Raw genomic sequence first — 18,632 nt, 5'->3', positions numbered from 1 at the left:
CTCGTTAGCTCATGACTCCATTAAAACGGCAGACGAGGGGAGAATAAAACGCAGAATTCTGGCGGGTGACATCAAAAAAACTGAAGGACCCGTGACGCCCCGGGGCGGAGCGTCACGGGAGGCGATCATTCGACGTTGCGGGAATAGAAAATCTCAAGCATCTCACGGCGCAGGCGGTCTTCGATGGACTGTGCTTCCGCCGGGTCGAGATCACTGGCGTTTACCCCGAAGACATAGTTATCGAGATTGAAGTTTTTCAGCATCATCTTGGTGTGGAACAGGTTTTCCTGGTAAACGTTCACATCGATCATCTGATACGCGTTCTGGGTATCCTCGGTCAGATAGTTCTGGATCGAATTGATGTCGTGATCAATGTAGTGTTTGGTACCGTCCACATCGCGGGTAAAGCCGCGAACCCGGTAGTCCACAGTGACGACATCAGAATCGAAGCTGTGGATCAGGTAGTTCAGCACTTTCAGCGGTGAGATCAGACCACAGGTGGAGACATCGATGTCAGCCCGGAAGGTGCTTACGCCATCATGGGGGTGGCTTTCCGGGTAGGTGTGCACGGTGACGTGGCTCTTGTCCAGGTGTGCAACGATGGTATCCGGCAGCGGCCCCGGGGATTCCTCGTTGTCCGGTTCTTCGCCATTGGTCAGTTCATGCTCGGCAATCAGCATGGTGACCGAAGCGCCGTGTGGCTCGTAATCCTGGCGCGCAATGTTCAGGACGTTGGCGCCAATGATTTTGACCACGTCGGTCAGAATCTGGGTGAGACGCTCGGCGTTGTACATCTCATCGATGTAGTCAATGTAGGCCTTGCGTTGCTCTTCGGTCTGCGCATAACAGATGTCGTAGATGTTAAAGCTCAGGGATTTGGTCAGGTTGTTAAAACCATGCAGCTGGAGTTTTGATTCCATGCTCAGCCCCTCCGGATCGTGGAGATGAATGACTGCAGAGCTGCATTGCTGCGCTCTGCCGAGGCCGCCACCGACTACTGACCGGGTTGTTCACCTTTTGCGCAGACCGGCGGAGAGGGTGCGTATTATGCACACCGCAAGTGACGTTGAATAGTATTTGCAATGACATTTTAGCATCCGTGATTTCCGCTGCATTCGACCCACGGAATCTGGCCCATGGATGGTGTCGAAGCGCCTTGTCAGGCCTGCTATTCTGCCTCATGCACCTCATAGGTGTGACTGATCTCAACGCCCGCCTTTTCCAGCATGATGGAAGCTGAGCAATACTTTTCTGCCGACAGGCTGACGGCCCGCTTGACCAGGTTCTCCTTGAGGTTTTTGCCGGTTACCACGAAATGCAGGTGAATGCGGGTAAACACGGCGGGCACCGCGTCGGCACGCTCTGCCTCAAGTTCGGCATGGCAGGTGGTCACGTCCTGGCGGCTTTTCTTCAGGATGCTCATGACATCAAACGCAGAGCAGCCTCCCAGACCCATCAGCAGCATTTCCATCGGGCGCGGACCCAGGTTCTGGCCGCCGTGGTCCGGTGGACCATCCAGCTGGACACTGTGGCCGCTGCCGCTGGTGGCTTTAAAACTGGCGTTGCCGGTCCAGTCAATGGTTGCTTTCATGGGACGACTCTCCGTTGTAATAAGACGGGACCAACACTTGCGGTGGCCCGGATGAAAATGATCTGTGACGGGATGCTAGCACAACCGGCCTCGCCAGGCAGGCTGATCCCGGATACATGTTGTATACTCTTTCCGGTTGCCCGCAACAGACCTTCTTGTTATAAGTTGCGCAGTTTTGCAGTAAAAAAGAACGAACCCGCAAGGAAAGCCGGGTGCATAAAAAACATTGGGACCCGCCAGTATCTGAGGAGGCACGACTCGCATTATGGCCACTATCGTCAAGCCGGTTGAGCAGAAAACCAAGCATCTCGACTATTTCCTTTCGCAGTGTCATCGTCGTCGTTACCCAGCCAAGAGCACGATTATCTATGCCGGTGACAAGAGCGATTCACTGTTCTACATCGTCAAGGGATCAGTAACCGTCATCATTGAGGATGATGATGGTCGCGAGATGATCATGGCCTATCTGAACGCCGGCGACTTCTTCGGTGAGATGGGCCTGTTTGACAACATGGATTCCCGCAGTGCCTGGGTGAAGGCCAAAACCGAGTGCGAGGTGGCGGAGATCAGCTACACCAAATTCCGGGAAATCGCCCAGCAGGATCCAAGGGTCCTGTACTTCATTGGCGAACAGATGGCCTCGCGACTGCGCCAGACTACCCGTAAGGTCGGCGACCTGGCGTTCCTGGATGTCACCGGCCGTGTTGCCCGTACACTGCTGGACCTGTGCAAGGAACCGGATGCCATGACTCACCCGGATGGAATGCAGATCAAGATCACGCGCCAGGAAATCGGGCGGATCGTCGGCTGTTCCCGGGAGATGGTTGGTCGGGTGCTGAAAACGCTGGAGGATCAGGGACTGGTGCGCGTCAAGGGCAAGACCATGGTGGTCTACGGCACGCGCTGAGCGTTTTTACCGTTCATCCTGTTTTTGAAAAGACCGCTATCAACAGCGGTCTTTTTGCGTTTGGCAGCCACCATCCTGGCCGGCTGTGACCGCCAGCGCTACCCTATCACGGCAACGGATTTGATCTGCAACCAGATGTTCATGCCTGGCTCAAGACCGAACTGGGCGACGGCCCTGGAGGTCAGTCTGGACAATATTGGCGTCGGTCCGGCCAGAAGTCGCACCAGGCTTATGCCAGGAGCAATATCCGGGTCGATCTGGTCGATGACCGCAGGCACCAGGTTCTGGATGCTCTGGTCGGAATTTTCGCTCAGGGCCAGACTGACGTCCCGGGCCAACACTCGAACCCGAACCCGGTCTCCCGGCTTTACGCGATGCTCACACCGTAACCAGAGCTGGCCGCCCTCGAACCGGAACAGTGCCAGGTGCCAGTGATCGTCAAGATCGATAATCTGGCCTTCCAGCAAGGCACCAGCGTCGTCCTGAACGCGAAAAGGATTATCGATGCCTGCCAGGGTTTCTCGCAGTGGCCCCTGGGCAACCACACGACCTTCCTCCAGCATCACAATATGATCCGCCAACCGGGCAACTTCTTCGGTTGAATGGGAAACGTAGATGATCGGAATGGCCAGCGTATCGTGCAGTCGTTCGAGATACGGGAGAATTTCCTGTTTGCTGTTGAGGTCCAGGGCGGACAACGGCTCATCCATCAGCAACAGCCGGGGACTGGTCAGCAGAGCCCTGGCGATTGCCACCCGCTGGCGTTCACCTCCAGAGAGGCCGACAGGCATGCGGTCCAGGTGTGATTCCAGGCCAAGCCAACGTACTGCCTCGTCGAACCTGATCTGCCGGTCGCCAGCCGGGATGCGCCGGTACCCGAATTCCAGGTTCCTGCGCACGTTCAGGTGAGGGAACAGGTGGGTTTCCTGGAATACATAAGCCAGAGGCCGTTTATGGACTGGTCGAACGAACGTCTCGGTTTGCCAGGGTTCGCCGAGAACGGTCATGGAACCCGGGGCACTTTGCAGGCCCGCCATGCACCGTAGCAGGGTGGTTTTGCCACACCCGGAGTGCCCGAACAGCGCGGAGATGCCTGTGCCTGGCAGGGTTATGTCAACGTCCAGGCTGAAGCCGGGGAAGGTGCATTGGAAGCGGGCGTCGATGGTGCTGGAGGCGGTCATCTGATCGCTCCGGAGCGGGCTTTGCCGTTCAGCGCGTAGAGCGTTACCAGAACCACGAATGAAAACACCACCATGCCGGCGGACAGCCAATGGGCCTCGGTGTATTCCAGCGACTCCACATGGTCGTAGATGGCAACCGACAGTACCTTGGTTTCACCCGGAATGTTGCCGCCGATCATCAGGATCACCCCGAACTCGCCAATGGTATGGGCGAAGGTTAATACGGCGGCGGTCAGGAAGCCGTTCCGGGCCAGGGGCACGGCAACGAACAGAAACCGGTCCCAGGGCGCTGCGCGGAGAGTGGAAGCGACCTCCAGGAAACCCTCCCCGATGGCCTCGAACGCGTTCTGAAGGGGCTGGACGGTGAAGGGCAGGGAATAGATGACCGACGCGACCACCAGACCCTCGAAGGTAAACGGCAGCAGACCGATACCCAACGACTGGGTCAGTTGGCCAACCCAGCCTTCCGGCCCCATGACCAGTAACAGATAGAACCCCAGCACAGTGGGCGGAAGAACCAGGGGCAGTGCTACGACGGCCGCAATCGGTTGACGAAGCCAGTGTCGGGTTCGCGCCAGCCACCAGGCAATGGGGGTGCCGATCAGTAAAAGCAGCAGGGTTGTCGTCGTGGCCAGCCTGAGTGTCAGCCAGACCGGGTCCCAGTAGGTTTCAAGCATCAGTTGGCCGTGTCGTACCCGTAGTTTCGGATGATGGTGGTTGCGGTGTCTGATTTCAGGAAATCCATCCAGGCCTTGGCCGCGGCTTTGTCTGCACCGTGTTGCAACAGGATGGCCTGTTGGTCAATCGGCTGATAATAGGCCTGGGGTATGTGCCACAGTGTGCCATCATCTTCGTGCCAGGCCTTGATTTGGGACAGGGCCACGAAGCCTGCCTGGGCGTTGCGGCTGACCACAAACTGGAAAGTCTGGGCGATGGAGTCCCCGCGGACCAGTTTGGGTTGCAGGGCCTCCCAGTGATTCAGGTGCTCCAGAACCTGTTGTGCAGCAAGACCATAGGGAGCGGTCTTCGGGTTGGCAATGGCCAGCCGCGAAAACGGCTGGCGGGCAAGATAGTCTTCGGCATTGTCAAAGGCGGCGACCGTGGGGCTCCACAGCGCCAGTTTGCCCCGGGCGTAGGTGAAGCGGGTGCCGGGAACGCCCGCCTGTTCTTCCTCAATCAGTGCCGGTCGCAGAGCGTCTGCGGCCATGAAAACATCAAACGGGGCGCCGTTTTTGATCTGGGCGTAAAGCTTGCCCGTGGAGCCGTAGCTTGCTGAAACGGTATGACCGGTTTCGGTTTCAAAGCGCTTGGCCAGTTCCCGGGTGGTGTCGGTAAAGTTGGCGGCGACGCCGAGACTGACCTCGCCCGCCACTGCTCCGGCAATCGCGGAGCCGGACAGCACAAACAGTATCAGGGTACGGAAGATCCTGCGGCCTCGAGGATAACCCACACAACATCCTTATTCGTTCAATCATTGATGGCAAGTGTCCGGGAGTGACATCCCTGGTTGCTCTGACGTCCACGGCGACTCCGAGGTCAGGCACAGGGACCGGAGATACTCCCAGACCTCCTCCCGGTTGGTTTCGTTGAGCATCTCATGACGCCCGCCTTCAAACAATCGCAGGGTCACATGCTCCACCCCCGCTTCGCGGATTGTCTGGAAATGTCGGCGTACGCCACGCCCCATCTCACCAACCGCATCCGCGGTACCGGAAAACAGGTGCACGGGAAGATCTTTCCGGAAGGCAGACGGCGCAAGCGCTAGCATACCACCAATAAAGTCCCACCAGAGGCCAACCGTGCAATCGAAACCGCACAGGGGGTCGGCAACGTAGCGGTCCACCTGGTCCGGATCGCGGCTGAGCCAGTCGGCCCCGGTCCGGTTCGGGTGGAACTTGCGGTTGAACTGCTCAAAGGTCATTCGGGCCACCAGGCGGCTGCGGTGCCGCTTGCCACGAACCAGTCGAATCAGGCCGATCAGAGTCCTGGACGCCAGGAGGTGGCCCCGGTCAATCCGGTTGGTGGCGCTGAGAATCAGAGCGTCCAGCTGGTCGCCATGGGTCTGGGCATAGGCCTGGGCGATAAAGGAACCCATGCTGTGGCCCAGCAGGTTGACTGGCAGCCGTGGGAATTGCGCACGGGCGTGTTGAACCACCAGGTGCAGGTCGGCAAGCACGCAGGCCCAGCCACCCTGGTCGGCATAGTGTCCAAGGCCCTCGGGAGGGCAACTCCGACCATGGCCGCGGTGGTGGTAGGTGATGACCGCAATGCCGTTTTCGCCAAGCCAGTGGGCCAGTGGTTGGTAACGGTCGCCGTGTTCGGCCATGCCATGGCTGATGATGAGAATGGCGCTTGGTGTCGCCGGGGTAAAGACTGTCCCGGTTATCGTGTGGTCATCACCGGCGTTCAGCGTCAGGGGATGTTCGTTGATTGTCACGGCCCGTTTCCTTGTTATTTTTCACTGTGGCCGGGCGTTGCCACTCCGGCGGTTTCCATAGGTGGGTGAGGCGAGACAATAATCCGCCTGGCTGTGCCATGTCGCGGAACAGGTCCACGTATTCGTGGGTCCAGAGCACAATCAGGTTGTTGGAGCGGATGGGCCGAGTGATGCCATACTCGGGCGGATGCTGGGCGTCTTCGTCAACAAAGGTGCCGAACAGCCGATCCCACAGGATCAGGGTGCCGCCGTAATTACGGTCGATATAGCCGGGATTGCGGCCATGATGAACCCGGTGGTGACTCGGGGTGTTGAAAACAAGTTCAAGCCAGCGGGGCAGCTTCCCGACCAGTGTGGTGTGAATGAAGAACTGGTACACCAGTGACAGTGCATAGGCCACACCGATCCAGACAGGGTTGAGCCCCAGCAGTGCCAGGGGCAGATAGAAAATCCACATGCCGTTGAAAATGTTGGTGGCATTCTGGCGCATGGCGGTGGAGAAGTTCATCCGTTCGGAGGAATGGTGCACCACATGGGCGGCCCAGAACCAGCGTACCCTGTGACTGGCCCGGTGCATCCAGTAGAAACAGAAATCCACGCCCACAAAGGTCAGCAGGACCGTGAACCCGTTCAGCTCCAGGTCAAATAGCCGATAGTGATAGCACAGGGCGTAGACAGGAAACGCAATCAGCCCGGCGAAGAGCAGCTCTGTAACCTGATAGCCGGCACCCAGGGCGAAGTTGCGGATCGCTTCACGGGTATCCATCAGCCGCGGATCGTGGCGAATCTTCAGGTATTCCCAAAGTGTGACGGCCACGAAGACGGGGGTGGCGATCACAAAGATCAGCTGCCGTTCATCCAGCGCCAGCCAGGGAGAGGCCGCCTTCCAGAGGGCAAGCAGGCCGCTTTCTTCCAGTACGGCCAGCATCATGTCGGTCAGAGCCATCGAATTCCTGCCGGGTTCCATTGGTAACAGGACCATTCTCGCACGCAGCTGGGCCAACGGAATGTCGGTTCACGCCAGATTGGCTGGCGATTTCCGACAGGATCCGATTCAGTCTGGCCGGCGATTATCACTGTAGACTTTCTCCAGAGCCCGGATCTGAGGTTGCCACTGGTCCAGCCAGGTCTTGATGTCTTTGGGAATCCGGGCAGGTTTCGGCCAGGGAACCGGGTACTGCGCTGGCTGGAACATGGGTGCAAACAGGGCGGCGGCCGTGAGGTCGGCGCGGGTGAACTGATTGCCAACCAGGAACGGGCGCTCGGCATAGATCGCTGCCAGCTCAGTGAGAAGATCCTCCATGACCTGCCTGGATTTTTCTGAAGTTTTCTCGTTGATCTTCATCCACTGACGCATCACTTCATCAACCCGGCTGAACGCCAGGCTGAGCAGAATCCTGTTATAGAAGGGCGTGCCGGCAGCCAGCATGGGCACTACGATTTTGGGTCGCTGCAGGAAGTGGTGGTAGGAGTAGCAGCGAATGGCGGGGCCCGCTTCTTCGTCCAGTCGCCGTTCCCAGGCCAGCGCCTGCTCGCGAAGGTCCGGATCCTCCGGTGTCAGGGAATGCTCGGGAAAGGCCTGATCCAGGTAATCCAGGATGGCCGCCGAGCCCTGGACCACCTGACCATCGTGCTCCAGCACCGGGACCGAAGAAGCCTGGCCGGTCAGCTTCCGGATGGTTTTTACATGCTGTCCGGGCAGCAGGTTTACCGTTTCGTAGTTCAGCCCCTTGTATTCCAGGGCCCAGCGAATTTTCTCGCAGTAGTGGGAAATGGCAAATTGGTACAGTTTCAGTGCCATGGGCTTGTCTCCTCGGTTCAGCGTTCTAGCATACTGTCGGTGAGGCGCGAGAAGAAGCCTCGTCGAATACTCGCGGTGGCCTCGCCAGTCGTTGGGTTCTAGAATGTAGCCCGAAAACATGCCTACAAGGGAACTGACCATGCACTCACGACGAGTATTGATGTTGTCCGTCGTTACGGCCTCGGGCCTTGCTCTTTCCGCCTGCTCTTCTCTACCCGAAACCAGTCAGCCGGTTTCCGGAAGCTATGCCTGCGGGCAACTTGATATCGCGGTATCCGGGAGCGAGGACAGCGATCTGATCAGTGTGGACTATCTGGATCGGCGGATTTTGCTCAAGCCGGAAGTGAGCGCGTCGGGGGCCTTGTATGTTGCCCCGGGTGATGACCAGACCCGTTTCTGGAACAAAGGTGAAAAAGCGACCCTGACCATACGTGGGCAGACTTACCCGGAGTGCCTGCAGCCGGGTGATCTGGAAATGCCATTCGAGGCGAGGGGCAATGAGCCTTTCTGGCACGCGACGATTGAGGGCGGCGAGCTTTTGTTAACACGCCCTTTCGAGGAACAGGGCACCCGCCGTGTTCCGGTTGAAGTGAAAACAGCCAACCGCCATGGGCGGGAATTTACGGCAACACTGGATGACCTGCCCATCACGCTCACGGTGGCCCGGCAGCTTTGCGAAGACAGTATGTCCGGAGCGCAATACCCGGCACAGGTGCGCCTGACGGTCGGCGATGATGAATACACCGGGTGTGGCGGGGATCGGCAACGGCTCTTGCGCGGTGCGGTGTGGGTTGTCGAGGATCTTGCTGGCGCCGGCATCATCGATCGGTCGCGGATCACCATTGAGTTTCTTGAGGACAACCGGATGGCCGGTCGAGCCTCGTGCAACCGGTACACCGGCAGCTACCAGCTCAGGGGCGAGGGCATCGCAGTCGGACCCGTCGCATCGACCCGCATGGCCTGCGCGCCCGCGCTGATGAACCAGGAGGATCGGTTCCTCAGCCTGCTGGATCAGGTGAGTTCAGTGCGTATCGGGAAACATGGTGAGCTGCTGCTGTCGACGGCCGACGGCAAGACAGTCAAGGCGTTTCAATCCGACCACGATACGCCGTAGCGGGCCAGGATCTCTGATACCCGCCCGCTTCTTTGCAGTGCTCTTGCTCCTTCAGACAGGAGTGCTGCGAGCTGGGTGGAATCACGGCCTACCGGTGAAAACGCCACGTAGATCGGTGACTCGTGGATTACCGCAGCCATTCTCAGGCTCTCGGTGTCGCCTCCCTGCTGCAGCTGCCAATTCATCACGTACCGATCCTCCGGGAATACGTCAGACCGCTGCTGATGCAGGAGTTCTATTGCCCTGCTGAGTGGCGCCGGGCCCGACAGTACCCAGACCCGTTCCGGGTCATCCTGGTGGCGCTCGATATATCGGTCCAATACCGGCGAATAGGCATAGCCATTGATTGCAAGCAGTGTGAGCTCGCTGAGCGACTCTATGCCACCGTACTGCCAATCGTTGTCCGGGTGGGTGTAAAGCGCAATCGTTGAGTAGCCGGTTGCGGCGTCCGGGAATACAAAGTCCGGTGCGTCCCCCGGAAGGGCCCCGACAACAGCGTCAATATAGCCGTCCCTGGCCTGTTGCAGGGCCCGAGCCCAACTCATGTTGACATACTCCACATCGATACCTGCCAGGCCGAACGCTTCCCTGGCGATATCGATCATGTAGCCTTCGTGCTCGGAACCGGCCTCACAATTATGGGGGCACCACGGATCGGCGGCGATGACAACGCGCTGGCGGGGATTTGAGGGTGCCGGTGCCGCGGGAGCGGTCTTCGTTGCCTTTGCTGCTGTTTCAGGAACCAGTGGTGGCGGGTCCTCTGGCTGCGAGCAGGCGACAAGAAAGAACGCAATGAAAAGAGCCAGGGTTTTTGCCATGGTAATAAAACCGGGATGCCGATACCGTCGGCTTTCCCTGAAGCATAGACCCTGGATGTCGTTTTGTAATGCTAGGCCGCGGTTTTGTCCCGTTCGGCAGATGCCGCGGTTGGCACGAGCGCCTTGGCCAGATCCTTCATGTGCAGGGTGCCAACGTGCTGCCCGTCCCGCACAACCCGGAAATTCAGGGACATGTCACCATCCGATTTCAGCAGAATCGACTCAAGATTGTCTTTTTCCGAGATATCGCCGGCAAACTCTGAGTCAGCGTCGTCCGGCGGGCTCATCACAGAACGAACCCTGAGCACCCGCGCCCGGTTGATATCGCTGATGAAGTCGACAATGTAGGGGTCGCCGGGATTGAGCAGAATCTCCTGGGGATCGCCCTGTTGTACCACCTCACCGTCTTTCAGAATGACCAGGTGGTCCGCCAGCTTCAGGGCTTCATCCAGATCGTGGGTGATAAATACGATGGTTTTCTGCAACTCTTCCTGCAGCTCCAGTAACAGATCCTGCATGTCGGAGCGAATCAGCGGGTCCAGTGCCGAGAAGGCTTCGTCCATCAGCATGATCGGGGCATCGGACACCAGGGCCCGGGCGATACCCACGCGCTGCTGCATGCCACCTGACAACTGGTGCGGATACTGGTATTCATTGCCTTCCAGGCCAACCCGCGCGAGCCATTTCCGGGCATCGGCCTCAAAATCCGCGGTTGTGTAGCCGCGAATGTCCTTGGCCATGCCGGCGTTCTCGAGCACGGTTTTGTGGGGCAGCAGTGCAAACTTCTGGAATACCATCGACATCCGCTCACGACGCAGCTTTCGAAGCTGCTCCTCGGTGTAGCTCATGATGTCTTCACCGTCGACATGGATTTCGCCAGCGGTGGGGTCGATCAGCCGGTTCAGGTGGCGGATCAGAGTGGATTTTCCGGAGCCGGACAGGCCCATGATGACGGTGATCTCGCCATCGTGCATATCGACGTTGATATCTCGAAGGCCGAGGACGTGTCGCTGCTGTTCCAGCAACTCGGCTTTGCCCATGCCCTTGCGAACGTGCTCCAGGGCAACATCCGGGGTCGGGCCGAAGATCTTGTAAAGGTTTCGGATCGAAATCTTGATGTCTTTTGCCATGGGGCGTTCCTCACTGCTTCTGGGAGACGTTGATTCGTGCCAGGGACGCCTTGGTTACCCGGTCGAGAATAACCGCCAGGATAACGATGCCAAGGCCGGATACCAGGCCAACACCCAGTTCCAGGTTGCGGATACCCCGAAGGACCAGAACGCCAAGCCCGGGCGCCGATACCAGGGATGCGATGACGACCATGGCAAGACTCATCATGATGGTCTGGTTGACCCCGGCCATGATGTTGGGCAGCGCCAACGGGATCTGCACCTTGTAGAGCTTCTGTCGGGGCGTCATGCCAAAGGCGTCTGCAGCCTCAATCACGTCTTTATCCACCAGGCGGATGCCCAGATTCGTCAGCCGGATCACCGGAACGATGGCGTAGAGGATGATCGCGATACCGTAAAGCTTCGATTCGGTGACACTGAACAGGAAGATCAGCGGGATCAGGTATACGAAGGGTGGCAGTGTCTGCAGCATGTCCAGAATCGGCACGATCATGCGCTGCAGGGGGTTGCTTCGCGCCATGGCAATGCCTATGGGAACACCCAGTAATACGCACAGGAAGGCGCATACAAAGATGATCGCAAGGGTTTGCATGGCGTAATCATAATGGTCGATAAATGCCAGCAGCACGATACTGCCGCCGACGAACAGCACAAGTTTCCAGGATTTGGTGACCAGGTAAACAACCGCCAATAACAGTGGAATCACGATCCACCAGGGGGTATTGAGCATGGCGTACAGCGCGCCGTCGAGGAACCAGCTAAGCGGTTGGGTAAGCGGGTCCAGAACCAGGCTCAGGCTGTCCTTGATGGCCAGAAAGCCCTGTTCCAGGCCCTTGGTAAGCTCCCTGGACTGGGGGAAAGCGGCACAGGATTCGTTCAGGGCGTCCATGGACGGAAACGGGAGTTCCCACACAGAGGCCGGCTCGGCGCTCTCTCCCTTGGTTTTGTTCAGCAGATCGGCCATCGACATCGGGCCGCTGCTCTGACCTTCCGAGCACCATTGCTCAAGGCCAAGCGATGAAAAAAGGGGGTCGTAGGTTGCCATGGGCGGTCAGTCTCTCCTGCGCACGTCTGCAATCAGAACGGTTTTCGGGAAACGGCCCGGGGCATCCCTGAGGATGCCCCGGGAGGGGCAGGTCAATCAGTTGAGAACGTTGGCCAGACGCTCACGGGCGGAGTCGTTCAGCCAGGTTGACCACTCGTCGCTGTTGTTGCTGAGGTAATAAACCGCAGCTTCTTCGCCGGAGGCATTGTTCGCGTCCATCCAGGCCAGAATGCCGCTCATGGTCTCGGTTTTGAAGGTCAGCTTGCTGAGCATCTCGGCCACTTCCGGCTCGCGGTCTTTGAAGTCAGTGGTTACTGACGTCAGGATTGTGGCCGCAGGGAAGTCTGAAACACCCGGGTTATCGACATCCGGTGTCTGGTTTTTCTGGTGCACGTCCGGTTTGATCTCGCCCAGGTCAACCCGGGTCATGTCGTACTTGCCGAGAGGAACGGTGGGGCCCCAGTAGTAGCCGAACCAGGGTTCCTCATTCTGGACAGCAGACGCCATGGAGGATGCGAGGGTCTCGCCGGAACCATGGTTGAATACCTCAATGCCGGACTCTTCCAGATCCAGGGCGCGGATCAGGTTGTCACTGACAACACGGCAGCCCCAGCCGTCCGGGCAGTTGTTGAACCGGCCACCAACGAGCTCGGGATTAGCCATCACGCCTTCGATGGTTTTCAGTTCCGGGTGCTCTTCCGCAAGGTAAGTCGGAATCCACCAGCCTTCAACGCCGCCCGGATCCAGGACTTTGCCGAGGCGCTCGACCTTGCCCTGCTCTTCAAGGCGCAGGTAGGCCTCGCCCGCGGAGTTGAGCCACAGCTCGGTGACGATGTCGGGCTCGCCATTCTCGGCAACCGAGGTGACAGCCGGGACGGTATCGGAAGGGACAATGGTGACGTCACAGCCGTAACCCTGCTCCATGATAAAGGTGGCCACGTTGGTGACGACCGTGTTGGATGCCCAGCCCATTTCGGTGATGGATACTTCGCCGCAATCAGCCTGGGCGGCGACGGGTACGGATAGCGCGCAAAGCAGTGCAGCAGACTTTAGCTTTCGCATAGTCACTTCTCCTTCTTCAGGGTTTGTGATTTTTGAAGGGTGTGGTCGGTGTTAGTTCCGATACAGGGGTGCCGCGATCCGGACGGATCGGGAGAACAGCCGTTTTATGGTCGCTGTTATGGTCGAACAAATCAGAACATCTCGGTTAATACCTAATATTAGGATAACGAACCTCAGCTTAGTTACAAGGGCGTATTCCAAATGTATCTATAAATCAGACAGATTATGCGTTCCGATAGCTGTCAATAAGCTGTAGCAATCAGCGGCTACACTCCGCGGAACTGATACCGGAGATTGCCATGACAGAGCTGCGCGACCTGACGCCTCACACGTCGATTACCCAGGAGCAGGGCAGCCGTGATGGTCGCCAGCGGAGACTGTTACGAACCTTTCTCCCGGAGCTGATCGGTCTTGAACGTCTGCTGGCAGAAGCACCGGAACTCGTAGCCACGCGAGTGGTTGAGCGCATTGCCCTGAAGGATTTGTCGCTACCCATCTACCGGGTCGATATCGGCTCATCCCGAGCGGATGTGCCGGCGGTATTGATTGTGGGGGGCGTGCATGGGCTGGAGCGCATTGGCAGTCAGGTGGTGATGGCGTGGCTGAAGTCGCTGCTCGCCCGGGTAACCTGGGACGAGCATCTGGCCGGGCTACTGCAGAAAGTACGCATTACCCTGTTGCCGATTCTCAATCCGGGCGGCATGTACCTGAATCAGCGCAGCAATCCCAATGGTGTGGATCTGATGCGCAACGCGCCGATTACTGCCCAGGACCGCAGTGCGTTCCTGCTCGGGGGGCAGCGCATCTCCCCCCGCCTGCCGTGGTACACCGGCGATCCGGAGCAGGGCATGGAGCCTGAAAACCAGGCGCTGGAGGCCGTGATAGAGGAATTATTGCCCGGCCGACCGTTTAGCGTGGCGCTGGACTGTCATTCCGGTTTCGGTATGCAGGACCAGATCTGGTTTCCTTATGCCTACCGGCGGCGACCGATGCGCCGGATTGCTTCGGTTATGGCGCTGAAACTGATCTGGGAGCAGGCTTATCCCAACCACGATTACCGGTTTGAGCCCCAATCCCGGCATTACCTGACACACGGTGATTTATGGGACTACTTCTACAAGCAGGTCAATCGTGAAAATGCCGGTGTTTTTCTGCCTCTCACCCTGGAAATGGGGTCCTGGCGATGGATCCGCAAGCGCCCGCGTCAGTTGCTTCGACTGGATGGCTTTTTCAACCCCCTGGTTCCCCATCGCCACAAGCGGGTTTTACGCAGCCACCTGGCCTGGATGGATTTTCTGGTTAATGCTGCGGCCAGCCATGAGAACTGGTTGCCGGTTCGGGAAGAGGAGTCCATGCTGAGAGAAGCCGCGATCATGCACTGGTATCGCGATTCGAATTAGCGAATCGGTAGGCCCGGGCACTCATCAAACGGAACACTTGTATGCACTGGATTCTGTTGCGGGGGCTGACGCGGGAACACGCGCACTGGGGAAACTTTCCGTCCCGTCTGCGTGAGGCGTTTCCCGATCAACTTTTCCACACGGTGGATCTGCCCGGAACGGGAGTGCACTATCTGGAAAACAGCCCGTCAACCGTGGCCGCTATCCGGCAGAAGGTCTCCAGGCAGGTCAGTCATATTCCCGGACCCTTCAGCGTCCTGGCACTCTCGATGGGCGGCATGGTGGCCCTTGATTGGGCCCAGCATGTCCCCGAGGGTCAGATTCAGAACCTGGTGCTGATCAATACCAGTTCGGGTTTCAGTCCACCCTGGCAGCGCATGCGGCCGGGCGCCTGGCCTCGGGTGCTACGACTCCTGGGGCGCAGGGAGCTGTTTGATCGCGAGCGGGACATCCTCAGACTTACTTCCAATCGAGAGGTCCCATTGTCACTGGCAAAGCAGTGGTACAGCATTCAGCGACGACGCCCTGTCAATCCCCGGAACGCCCTCAACCAGTTGACGGCGGCCGCTCGCTACAAGCCTGATGAAAAACGACCGATGCCAGACGCTCTCTTGCTGGCCAGTCGGGGTGATCGCATTGTTCACTGGCGCTGCAGTGCCGCGCTGGAAGAACGCTGGCAATGGACCATGAAACTGCATCCTGATGCCGGGCATGATCTCCCGCTGGACGACCCGGAGTGGATTATCCAGCAGCTCCGCAACTGGCTGCCCCGGTAACGCCGGTTGCTTGACGCAACTCTTCTTTCCCGTCAGTCTTCTCGTTTTGAACCGCCAAAGCCGTCATTGATAAGGAACGGAGCCCATAATAATGAAAATCTTCGAAACCAAAACCGCCCCCAACCCGCGTCGTGTCCGTATGTTCATGGCTGAGAAGGGGTTGCTGGACAAGGCCGAATTCATCGAAATCGACCTGCAGAAGGGTGAAAACCTGACCCCCGAATTTGTTGCTCGAAACCCGATGAAGAAAGTGCCGGTAATGGAGCTCGATGACGGCACCTGCATCGCCGAGACCATGGCCATCTGCCGTTATTTCGAGGAAAGTTACCCGGATACACCGAGCCTTCTCGGCGATACTCCGCTCGAAAAGGCGCAGCTTGAGCAATGGCTGCGGTGGATTGAGCTGTTCTTCTTCATGCCTACCGGCATGTGCTTCCAGCACACCACCGGCTACTTCAAGGACCGGATGAACCCGATCAAGGAGTGGGGAGAAGAGTGCGGCAAGAGCGTCGAGAAGTTCATGCATTTCCTCGACAAGCAACTGGCTGGCAAGGAATACATCTGCTGCGATCGATTTACAGCTGCTGATATCAACGCCTTCACAACAGTGGCCTTCGCCCGTGTAGTAGGTATCCGGATCCAGCCAGAGCAGACTAATCTGCAGGCCTGGTACGACCGAATCAAGGCCCGCCCCTCGGCCCAGGCCTGAGCTCGTAACCGAAAGAGAGACGTAAATGACCACAACGGATTCAAGACTCCAGTGCGCGCTGGCGGCGATCGATACAGCGAACCAGGCCGATCCCAACCTGGAACCCTTTGGCGACGAACACCTGCCGAAGGAATACGCTTACAGTCTGCACATGACCCGCTGGCTGTTCGAGCTTGAATCCGACCCTTCCGAACGCATGCAGATCGCCTGCCGGGCCCAGCACATTGAGCGCTGGACCATGCCCCGGAAGGACTATCCGGAAGGCCGTAAAGCCTATTATCAATGGCGCCAGGCCTGTGGCCGGATGCATGGCCGGCGGGCGGCTGAGATCATGGCGGAGTGCGGTTATCCGCAGGAGGAGTGCGAGCGGGTGGAGACCATTCTTACCAAGCGGGAACTGAGGCAGGATGCCGATACGCAACTCCTGGAGGACGTGGCCTGCATGGTGTTCCTGGAGAAGTACTTCGCGGATTTCTATGAGGAAAAGGCGGACTACGACCGGGAAAAGTGGTTACGCATTGTCCGCCGGACCTGGGGCAAGATGTCGCCCCGTGGGCACGAGGCAGCACTCAAGCTGGCCGAGGGCATGCCGGCGCATCTTCTGGAACTTTTGCAGGAGGCCTTGGCAGAGCCTGAGAGTTAGCCTGCAGGGAAAAACAGCTCCCTTAATTTTGAACCAGGCTCCTCCGCTCGCATAAACGATTCCCCCACAAGGAAACCGTAAATCCCGCGAGCAGTCATCGCTTCTACGTCGCTGCGCGTCATGATGCCGCTCTCGGTAATTGTCAGCCGGTCCTGTGAGATCCGCTCGTGCAAATCAAACGTGGTGTCCAGAGACACATCGAAGGTATGCAGATTGCGGTTGTTGATGCCGACCAGGGGAGTCGTCAGCGTCAACGCATCGTCCAGTTCCTCGCCGTCGTGGACTTCTACCAGCACATCAAGGCCAATCTCATGGGCAATACCTTCGAGTTCCTGCATCTGGTCTTTGGTCAGGCAGGCTGCAATCAGGAGGATGCAGTCGGCGCCTATGGCCCGGCTTTCGTAGACCTGGTAGGGCGCCACCATGAAATCCTTGCGGATTACCGGCAGACTGCAGGCATTGCGGGCGGCAACCAGATAATCCTCATGCCCCTGGAAGAAGTCGTGATCGGTGAGCACGGACAGACAGGCCGCTCCGCCGTTTTCATAGCTCTCGGCGATCACTGCCGGCTCGAACGGATCCCGCAAAATACCTTTGCTTGGTGAGGCTTTCTTGATCTCGGCGATAACAGCGGGAGTCTGCTGTTCAATCCGGCTGCGCAAAGCGTTGGCAAAACCTCTGGCTGCCGGTTGATCCCCAGCCATGGCCTTAAGGTCAGCAAGCGAAACTTTTGGTTTCCGCTCGTCAATTTCTTCCCACTTACGGTCAACGATCTTGCGAAGAATGGTGGGAGTCTTGTCCAAATGTCGTTCAGTCATAACGGGCCTGTACAAAGTTAGCGAGAGTCGGAGCGGAGGGAGCTTCCAAAACTGTCTGCAGCCATGGATGGCTGCAGCCAAGCCCTACATGGACGTATTCACGGGCGTGTTTTGGAAGCTCCCTCCGCTCCGGCTCGTCCGGCTGCGAAGTCAGCAGACCAGGATCAAAAGCACTGAGAAAAATCAGCCAGCTCCGACATCTTGCCGGCAGCGAGGCCAGAGCCCATGGCGTCCAGGGCCATATCGACACCTTCTTTCGGCGTCTTGGCCAAACCAGCGACGTAGATGGCTGCGCCGGCGTTCAGGGCAATCAGGTCCCGGGCTTTCTCGGCCATTTCATCGTGGCCACGACCGAAAGCTGCCTTGATCAGCTTTAAGGAATCGTCGGCGGTGTCCACGGTCAGGCCCACCAGAGCCTGGCTCTTGATGCCAAGATCCTCCGGGGTGATGTCGTATTCGGTGACCTTGCCGTCTTTCAGTTCCGCCACGTGGGTGGCGCTGGCCAGGCTGATCTCATCCAGGCCGTCTTTGGAGCAAACCACCATGATGTGCTCGGCCCCAAGGCGATGCAGCACCTCCGCCATGGGGCGGCAGAGTTCCCGGTTGAACACGCCCACCAGTTGGCGCTTGACGCCCGCCGGGTTGGTCATGGGTCCCAGGATGTTGAAAATGGTCCGGCAACCCAACTCTTTGCGGGGGCCGATGGCGTGTTTCATGGCGCCGTGGTGAGCGGGAGCGAACATGAAGCCGACACCGATTTCCTCGACGCAGCGGGCCACTTCCTCCGGTTTCATGCTCAGGTTGATACCCAGCTTTTCCAGCAAGTCGGCACTGCCGCTCTTGGACGAGACCGCCCGGTTACCATGCTTGGCCACAAAGCCGCCGGCAGCGGCTACCACAAACGAGGCAGCGGAAGACACGTTGAAGAGGTTGGCGCCGTCGCCGCCGGTGCCGACGATATCGATCAGCGGCTCAGCCTTCACCGTTACTCCGGTGGCCAGCTCGCGCATCACCTCGGTGGCGCCAGTGATTTCATCAATGGTTTCGCTCTTCAGGCGCAACCCCATGAGAAACGCGCCAATCTGGGCGTCGGTGGCCTCGCCCTTCATGACGATGCGCATCACGTCCTTCATCTCTTCCCGGGACAGGTCCAGGTTGGAGGCAATGCGATTGAGAGCTTCTTTCATGTCCATGTGTCGG

The 18,632-nt window shown here is 58.5% G+C and carries 20 protein-coding genes; 6 read left to right on the top strand and 14 right to left on the bottom strand.

From position 1 onward, the window contains the following. Nucleotides 1-125: 125 nt before the first annotated feature. Both speD and SIC15_RS18305 read right to left on the bottom strand, forming a co-directional pair. Nucleotides 126-920, bottom strand: coding sequence for an adenosylmethionine decarboxylase (gene speD / locus SIC15_RS18310; protein ID WP_069182111.1), 795 nt, complete (start codon nucleotides 918-920; stop codon nucleotides 126-128). A gap of 248 nt (nucleotides 921-1,168) precedes the next feature. Continuing rightward, nucleotides 1,169-1,591 (bottom strand): OsmC family protein, encoded by a 423-nt coding sequence (locus SIC15_RS18305; RefSeq protein WP_069182110.1) that lies wholly within the window; start codon nucleotides 1,589-1,591, stop codon nucleotides 1,169-1,171. A 265-nt stretch (nucleotides 1,592-1,856) separates the two neighbouring features. Here SIC15_RS18305 and crp point away from each other — a divergent pair, with 265 nt between their 5' ends. Further along, nucleotides 1,857-2,498, top strand: a complete 642-nt coding sequence (gene crp, locus SIC15_RS18300; RefSeq protein ID WP_007153756.1) for a cAMP-activated global transcriptional regulator CRP — start codon at nucleotides 1,857-1,859, stop codon at nucleotides 2,496-2,498. 98 nt (nucleotides 2,499-2,596) lie between these two features. On the opposite strand, the gene modC is transcribed toward crp, so the two are convergent. The 6 genes from modC to SIC15_RS18270 all read right to left on the bottom strand — a co-directional run bounded on the left by modC (nucleotide 2,597) and on the right by SIC15_RS18270 (nucleotide 7,917). Next, nucleotides 2,597-3,679: a molybdenum ABC transporter ATP-binding protein gene (gene modC, locus SIC15_RS18295; RefSeq protein WP_412536632.1), complete on the bottom strand. Its 1,083-nt coding sequence runs from the start codon at nucleotides 3,677-3,679 to the stop codon at nucleotides 2,597-2,599. Then, nucleotides 3,676-4,356 carry a molybdate ABC transporter permease subunit gene (modB, locus tag SIC15_RS18290; RefSeq protein WP_412536631.1) on the bottom strand — a complete coding sequence of 227 codons (681 nt, stop codon included), beginning with the start codon at nucleotides 4,354-4,356 and terminating at the stop codon, nucleotides 3,676-3,678. The genes modC and modB overlap by 4 nt, the downstream gene beginning before the upstream one ends. After that, on the bottom strand, nucleotides 4,356-5,129 hold the full coding sequence (modA, locus tag SIC15_RS18285) for a molybdate ABC transporter substrate-binding protein (RefSeq protein ID WP_412536630.1): 774 nt from the start codon (nucleotides 5,127-5,129) through the stop codon (nucleotides 4,356-4,358). Before modA ends, modB begins: the two co-directional genes overlap by 1 nt. Before the next feature lie 21 nt (nucleotides 5,130-5,150). After that, nucleotides 5,151-6,116: an alpha/beta hydrolase gene (locus SIC15_RS18280; protein WP_412536629.1), complete on the bottom strand. Its 966-nt coding sequence runs from the start codon at nucleotides 6,114-6,116 to the stop codon at nucleotides 5,151-5,153. After that, nucleotides 6,076-7,062 carry a sterol desaturase family protein gene (locus SIC15_RS18275; RefSeq protein WP_349342324.1) on the bottom strand — a complete coding sequence of 329 codons (987 nt, stop codon included), beginning with the start codon at nucleotides 7,060-7,062 and terminating at the stop codon, nucleotides 6,076-6,078. The genes SIC15_RS18280 and SIC15_RS18275 overlap by 41 nt, the downstream gene beginning before the upstream one ends. A 108-nt stretch (nucleotides 7,063-7,170) precedes the next feature. Beyond that, a complete protein-coding gene (locus tag SIC15_RS18270) occupies nucleotides 7,171-7,917 on the bottom strand; it encodes a glutathione S-transferase family protein (protein ID WP_136630026.1) in 747 nt (248 codons plus the stop codon). Nucleotides 7,918-8,056: 139 nt separating this feature from the next. Here SIC15_RS18270 and SIC15_RS18265 point away from each other — a divergent pair, with 139 nt between their 5' ends. Next, nucleotides 8,057-9,031 carry an META domain-containing protein gene (locus SIC15_RS18265; RefSeq protein WP_412536628.1) on the top strand — a complete coding sequence of 325 codons (975 nt, stop codon included), beginning with the start codon at nucleotides 8,057-8,059 and terminating at the stop codon, nucleotides 9,029-9,031. Here SIC15_RS18265 and SIC15_RS18260 read toward each other — a convergent pair. The 4 genes from SIC15_RS18260 to SIC15_RS18245 form a co-directional block, all read right to left on the bottom strand. After that, nucleotides 9,007-9,849: a substrate-binding periplasmic protein gene (locus SIC15_RS18260; protein WP_412536627.1), complete on the bottom strand. Its 843-nt coding sequence runs from the start codon at nucleotides 9,847-9,849 to the stop codon at nucleotides 9,007-9,009. The two genes, SIC15_RS18265 and SIC15_RS18260, sit on opposite strands and share 25 nt — an antisense overlap. 71 nt (nucleotides 9,850-9,920) lie before the next feature. Then, a complete protein-coding gene (locus SIC15_RS18255; RefSeq protein WP_069182103.1) occupies nucleotides 9,921-10,979 on the bottom strand; it encodes a quaternary amine ABC transporter ATP-binding protein in 1,059 nt (352 codons plus the stop codon). A 10-nt stretch (nucleotides 10,980-10,989) separates the two neighbouring features. After that, nucleotides 10,990-12,024 (bottom strand): ABC transporter permease, encoded by a 1,035-nt coding sequence (locus tag SIC15_RS18250; protein ID WP_222465497.1) that lies wholly within the window; start codon nucleotides 12,022-12,024, stop codon nucleotides 10,990-10,992. Between the two features lie 96 nt (nucleotides 12,025-12,120). Then, nucleotides 12,121-13,086, bottom strand: a complete 966-nt coding sequence (locus SIC15_RS18245) for an ABC transporter substrate-binding protein (RefSeq protein WP_305966424.1) — start codon at nucleotides 13,084-13,086, stop codon at nucleotides 12,121-12,123. A 299-nt stretch (nucleotides 13,087-13,385) separates the two neighbouring features. Here SIC15_RS18245 and SIC15_RS18240 point away from each other — a divergent pair, with 299 nt between their 5' ends. From SIC15_RS18240 to SIC15_RS18225, 4 genes are all read left to right on the top strand, one after another. Next, a complete protein-coding gene (locus tag SIC15_RS18240; protein ID WP_412536626.1) occupies nucleotides 13,386-14,486 on the top strand; it encodes a M14 family zinc carboxypeptidase in 1,101 nt (366 codons plus the stop codon). 41 nt (nucleotides 14,487-14,527) lie between these two features. Continuing rightward, nucleotides 14,528-15,262 carry an alpha/beta fold hydrolase gene (locus SIC15_RS18235; protein ID WP_136630031.1) on the top strand — a complete coding sequence of 245 codons (735 nt, stop codon included), beginning with the start codon at nucleotides 14,528-14,530 and terminating at the stop codon, nucleotides 15,260-15,262. A gap of 91 nt (nucleotides 15,263-15,353) precedes the next feature. After that, the gene (locus SIC15_RS18230; RefSeq protein WP_222465493.1) at nucleotides 15,354-15,971 is read left to right on the top strand and encodes a glutathione S-transferase family protein; all 618 of its coding nucleotides are present in this window, start codon (nucleotides 15,354-15,356) and stop codon (nucleotides 15,969-15,971) included. Nucleotides 15,972-15,996: 25 nt separating this feature from the next. After that, the gene (locus SIC15_RS18225) at nucleotides 15,997-16,614 is read left to right on the top strand and encodes a DUF4202 domain-containing protein (protein WP_412536625.1); all 618 of its coding nucleotides are present in this window, start codon (nucleotides 15,997-15,999) and stop codon (nucleotides 16,612-16,614) included. On the opposite strand, the gene trpC is transcribed toward SIC15_RS18225, so the two are convergent. Beyond that, entirely contained in the window at nucleotides 16,611-17,432 is an 822-nt protein-coding gene (gene trpC / locus SIC15_RS18220; protein WP_412536624.1) for an indole-3-glycerol phosphate synthase TrpC, read from the bottom strand. The genes SIC15_RS18225 and trpC overlap by 4 nt on opposite strands. Nucleotides 17,433-17,596: 164 nt before the next feature. Further along, on the bottom strand, nucleotides 17,597-18,625 hold the full coding sequence (gene trpD / locus SIC15_RS18215; protein WP_222465490.1) for an anthranilate phosphoribosyltransferase: 1,029 nt from the start codon (nucleotides 18,623-18,625) through the stop codon (nucleotides 17,597-17,599). Nucleotides 18,626-18,632: the final 7 nt, after the last annotated feature.

Origin of the sequence: Marinobacter sp. MIT932201, assembly GCF_047123295.1 — a bacterium.
GTDB lineage: Bacteria > Pseudomonadota > Gammaproteobacteria > Pseudomonadales > Oleiphilaceae > Marinobacter > Marinobacter salsuginis.
This window is presented reverse-complemented; position numbering and strand designations above follow the sequence as displayed.

Excerpts from the sequence above, each read along its gene's own strand:
- crp (WP_007153756.1), top strand. The coding sequence starts at position 1,857 with ATGGCCACTATCGTCAAGCCGGTTGAGCAGAAAACCAAGCATCTCGAC.
- SIC15_RS18245 (WP_305966424.1), bottom strand. The coding sequence starts at position 13,086 with ATGCGAAAGCTAAAGTCTGCTGCACTGCTTTGCGCGCTATCCGTACCC.
- SIC15_RS18255 (WP_069182103.1), bottom strand. The coding sequence starts at position 10,979 with ATGGCAAAAGACATCAAGATTTCGATCCGAAACCTTTACAAGATCTTC.
- trpC (WP_412536624.1), bottom strand. The coding sequence starts at position 17,432 with ATGACTGAACGACATTTGGACAAGACTCCCACCATTCTTCGCAAGATC.
- SIC15_RS18230 (WP_222465493.1), top strand. The coding sequence starts at position 15,354 with ATGAAAATCTTCGAAACCAAAACCGCCCCCAACCCGCGTCGTGTCCGT.
- SIC15_RS18265 (WP_412536628.1), top strand. The coding sequence starts at position 8,057 with ATGCACTCACGACGAGTATTGATGTTGTCCGTCGTTACGGCCTCGGGC.
- modB (WP_412536631.1), bottom strand. The coding sequence starts at position 4,356 with ATGCTTGAAACCTACTGGGACCCGGTCTGGCTGACACTCAGGCTGGCC.
- speD (WP_069182111.1), bottom strand. The coding sequence starts at position 920 with ATGGAATCAAAACTCCAGCTGCATGGTTTTAACAACCTGACCAAATCC.
- SIC15_RS18305 (WP_069182110.1), bottom strand. The coding sequence starts at position 1,591 with ATGAAAGCAACCATTGACTGGACCGGCAACGCCAGTTTTAAAGCCACC.
- trpD (WP_222465490.1), bottom strand. The coding sequence starts at position 18,625 with ATGGACATGAAAGAAGCTCTCAATCGCATTGCCTCCAACCTGGACCTG.
- SIC15_RS18270 (WP_136630026.1), bottom strand. The coding sequence starts at position 7,917 with ATGGCACTGAAACTGTACCAATTTGCCATTTCCCACTACTGCGAGAAA.
- SIC15_RS18260 (WP_412536627.1), bottom strand. The coding sequence starts at position 9,849 with ATGGCAAAAACCCTGGCTCTTTTCATTGCGTTCTTTCTTGTCGCCTGC.
- SIC15_RS18240 (WP_412536626.1), top strand. The coding sequence starts at position 13,386 with ATGACAGAGCTGCGCGACCTGACGCCTCACACGTCGATTACCCAGGAG.
- SIC15_RS18235 (WP_136630031.1), top strand. The coding sequence starts at position 14,528 with ATGCACTGGATTCTGTTGCGGGGGCTGACGCGGGAACACGCGCACTGG.
- SIC15_RS18225 (WP_412536625.1), top strand. The coding sequence starts at position 15,997 with ATGACCACAACGGATTCAAGACTCCAGTGCGCGCTGGCGGCGATCGAT.
- SIC15_RS18275 (WP_349342324.1), bottom strand. The coding sequence starts at position 7,062 with ATGGCTCTGACCGACATGATGCTGGCCGTACTGGAAGAAAGCGGCCTG.
- modC (WP_412536632.1), bottom strand. The coding sequence starts at position 3,679 with ATGACCGCCTCCAGCACCATCGACGCCCGCTTCCAATGCACCTTCCCC.
- SIC15_RS18250 (WP_222465497.1), bottom strand. The coding sequence starts at position 12,024 with ATGGCAACCTACGACCCCCTTTTTTCATCGCTTGGCCTTGAGCAATGG.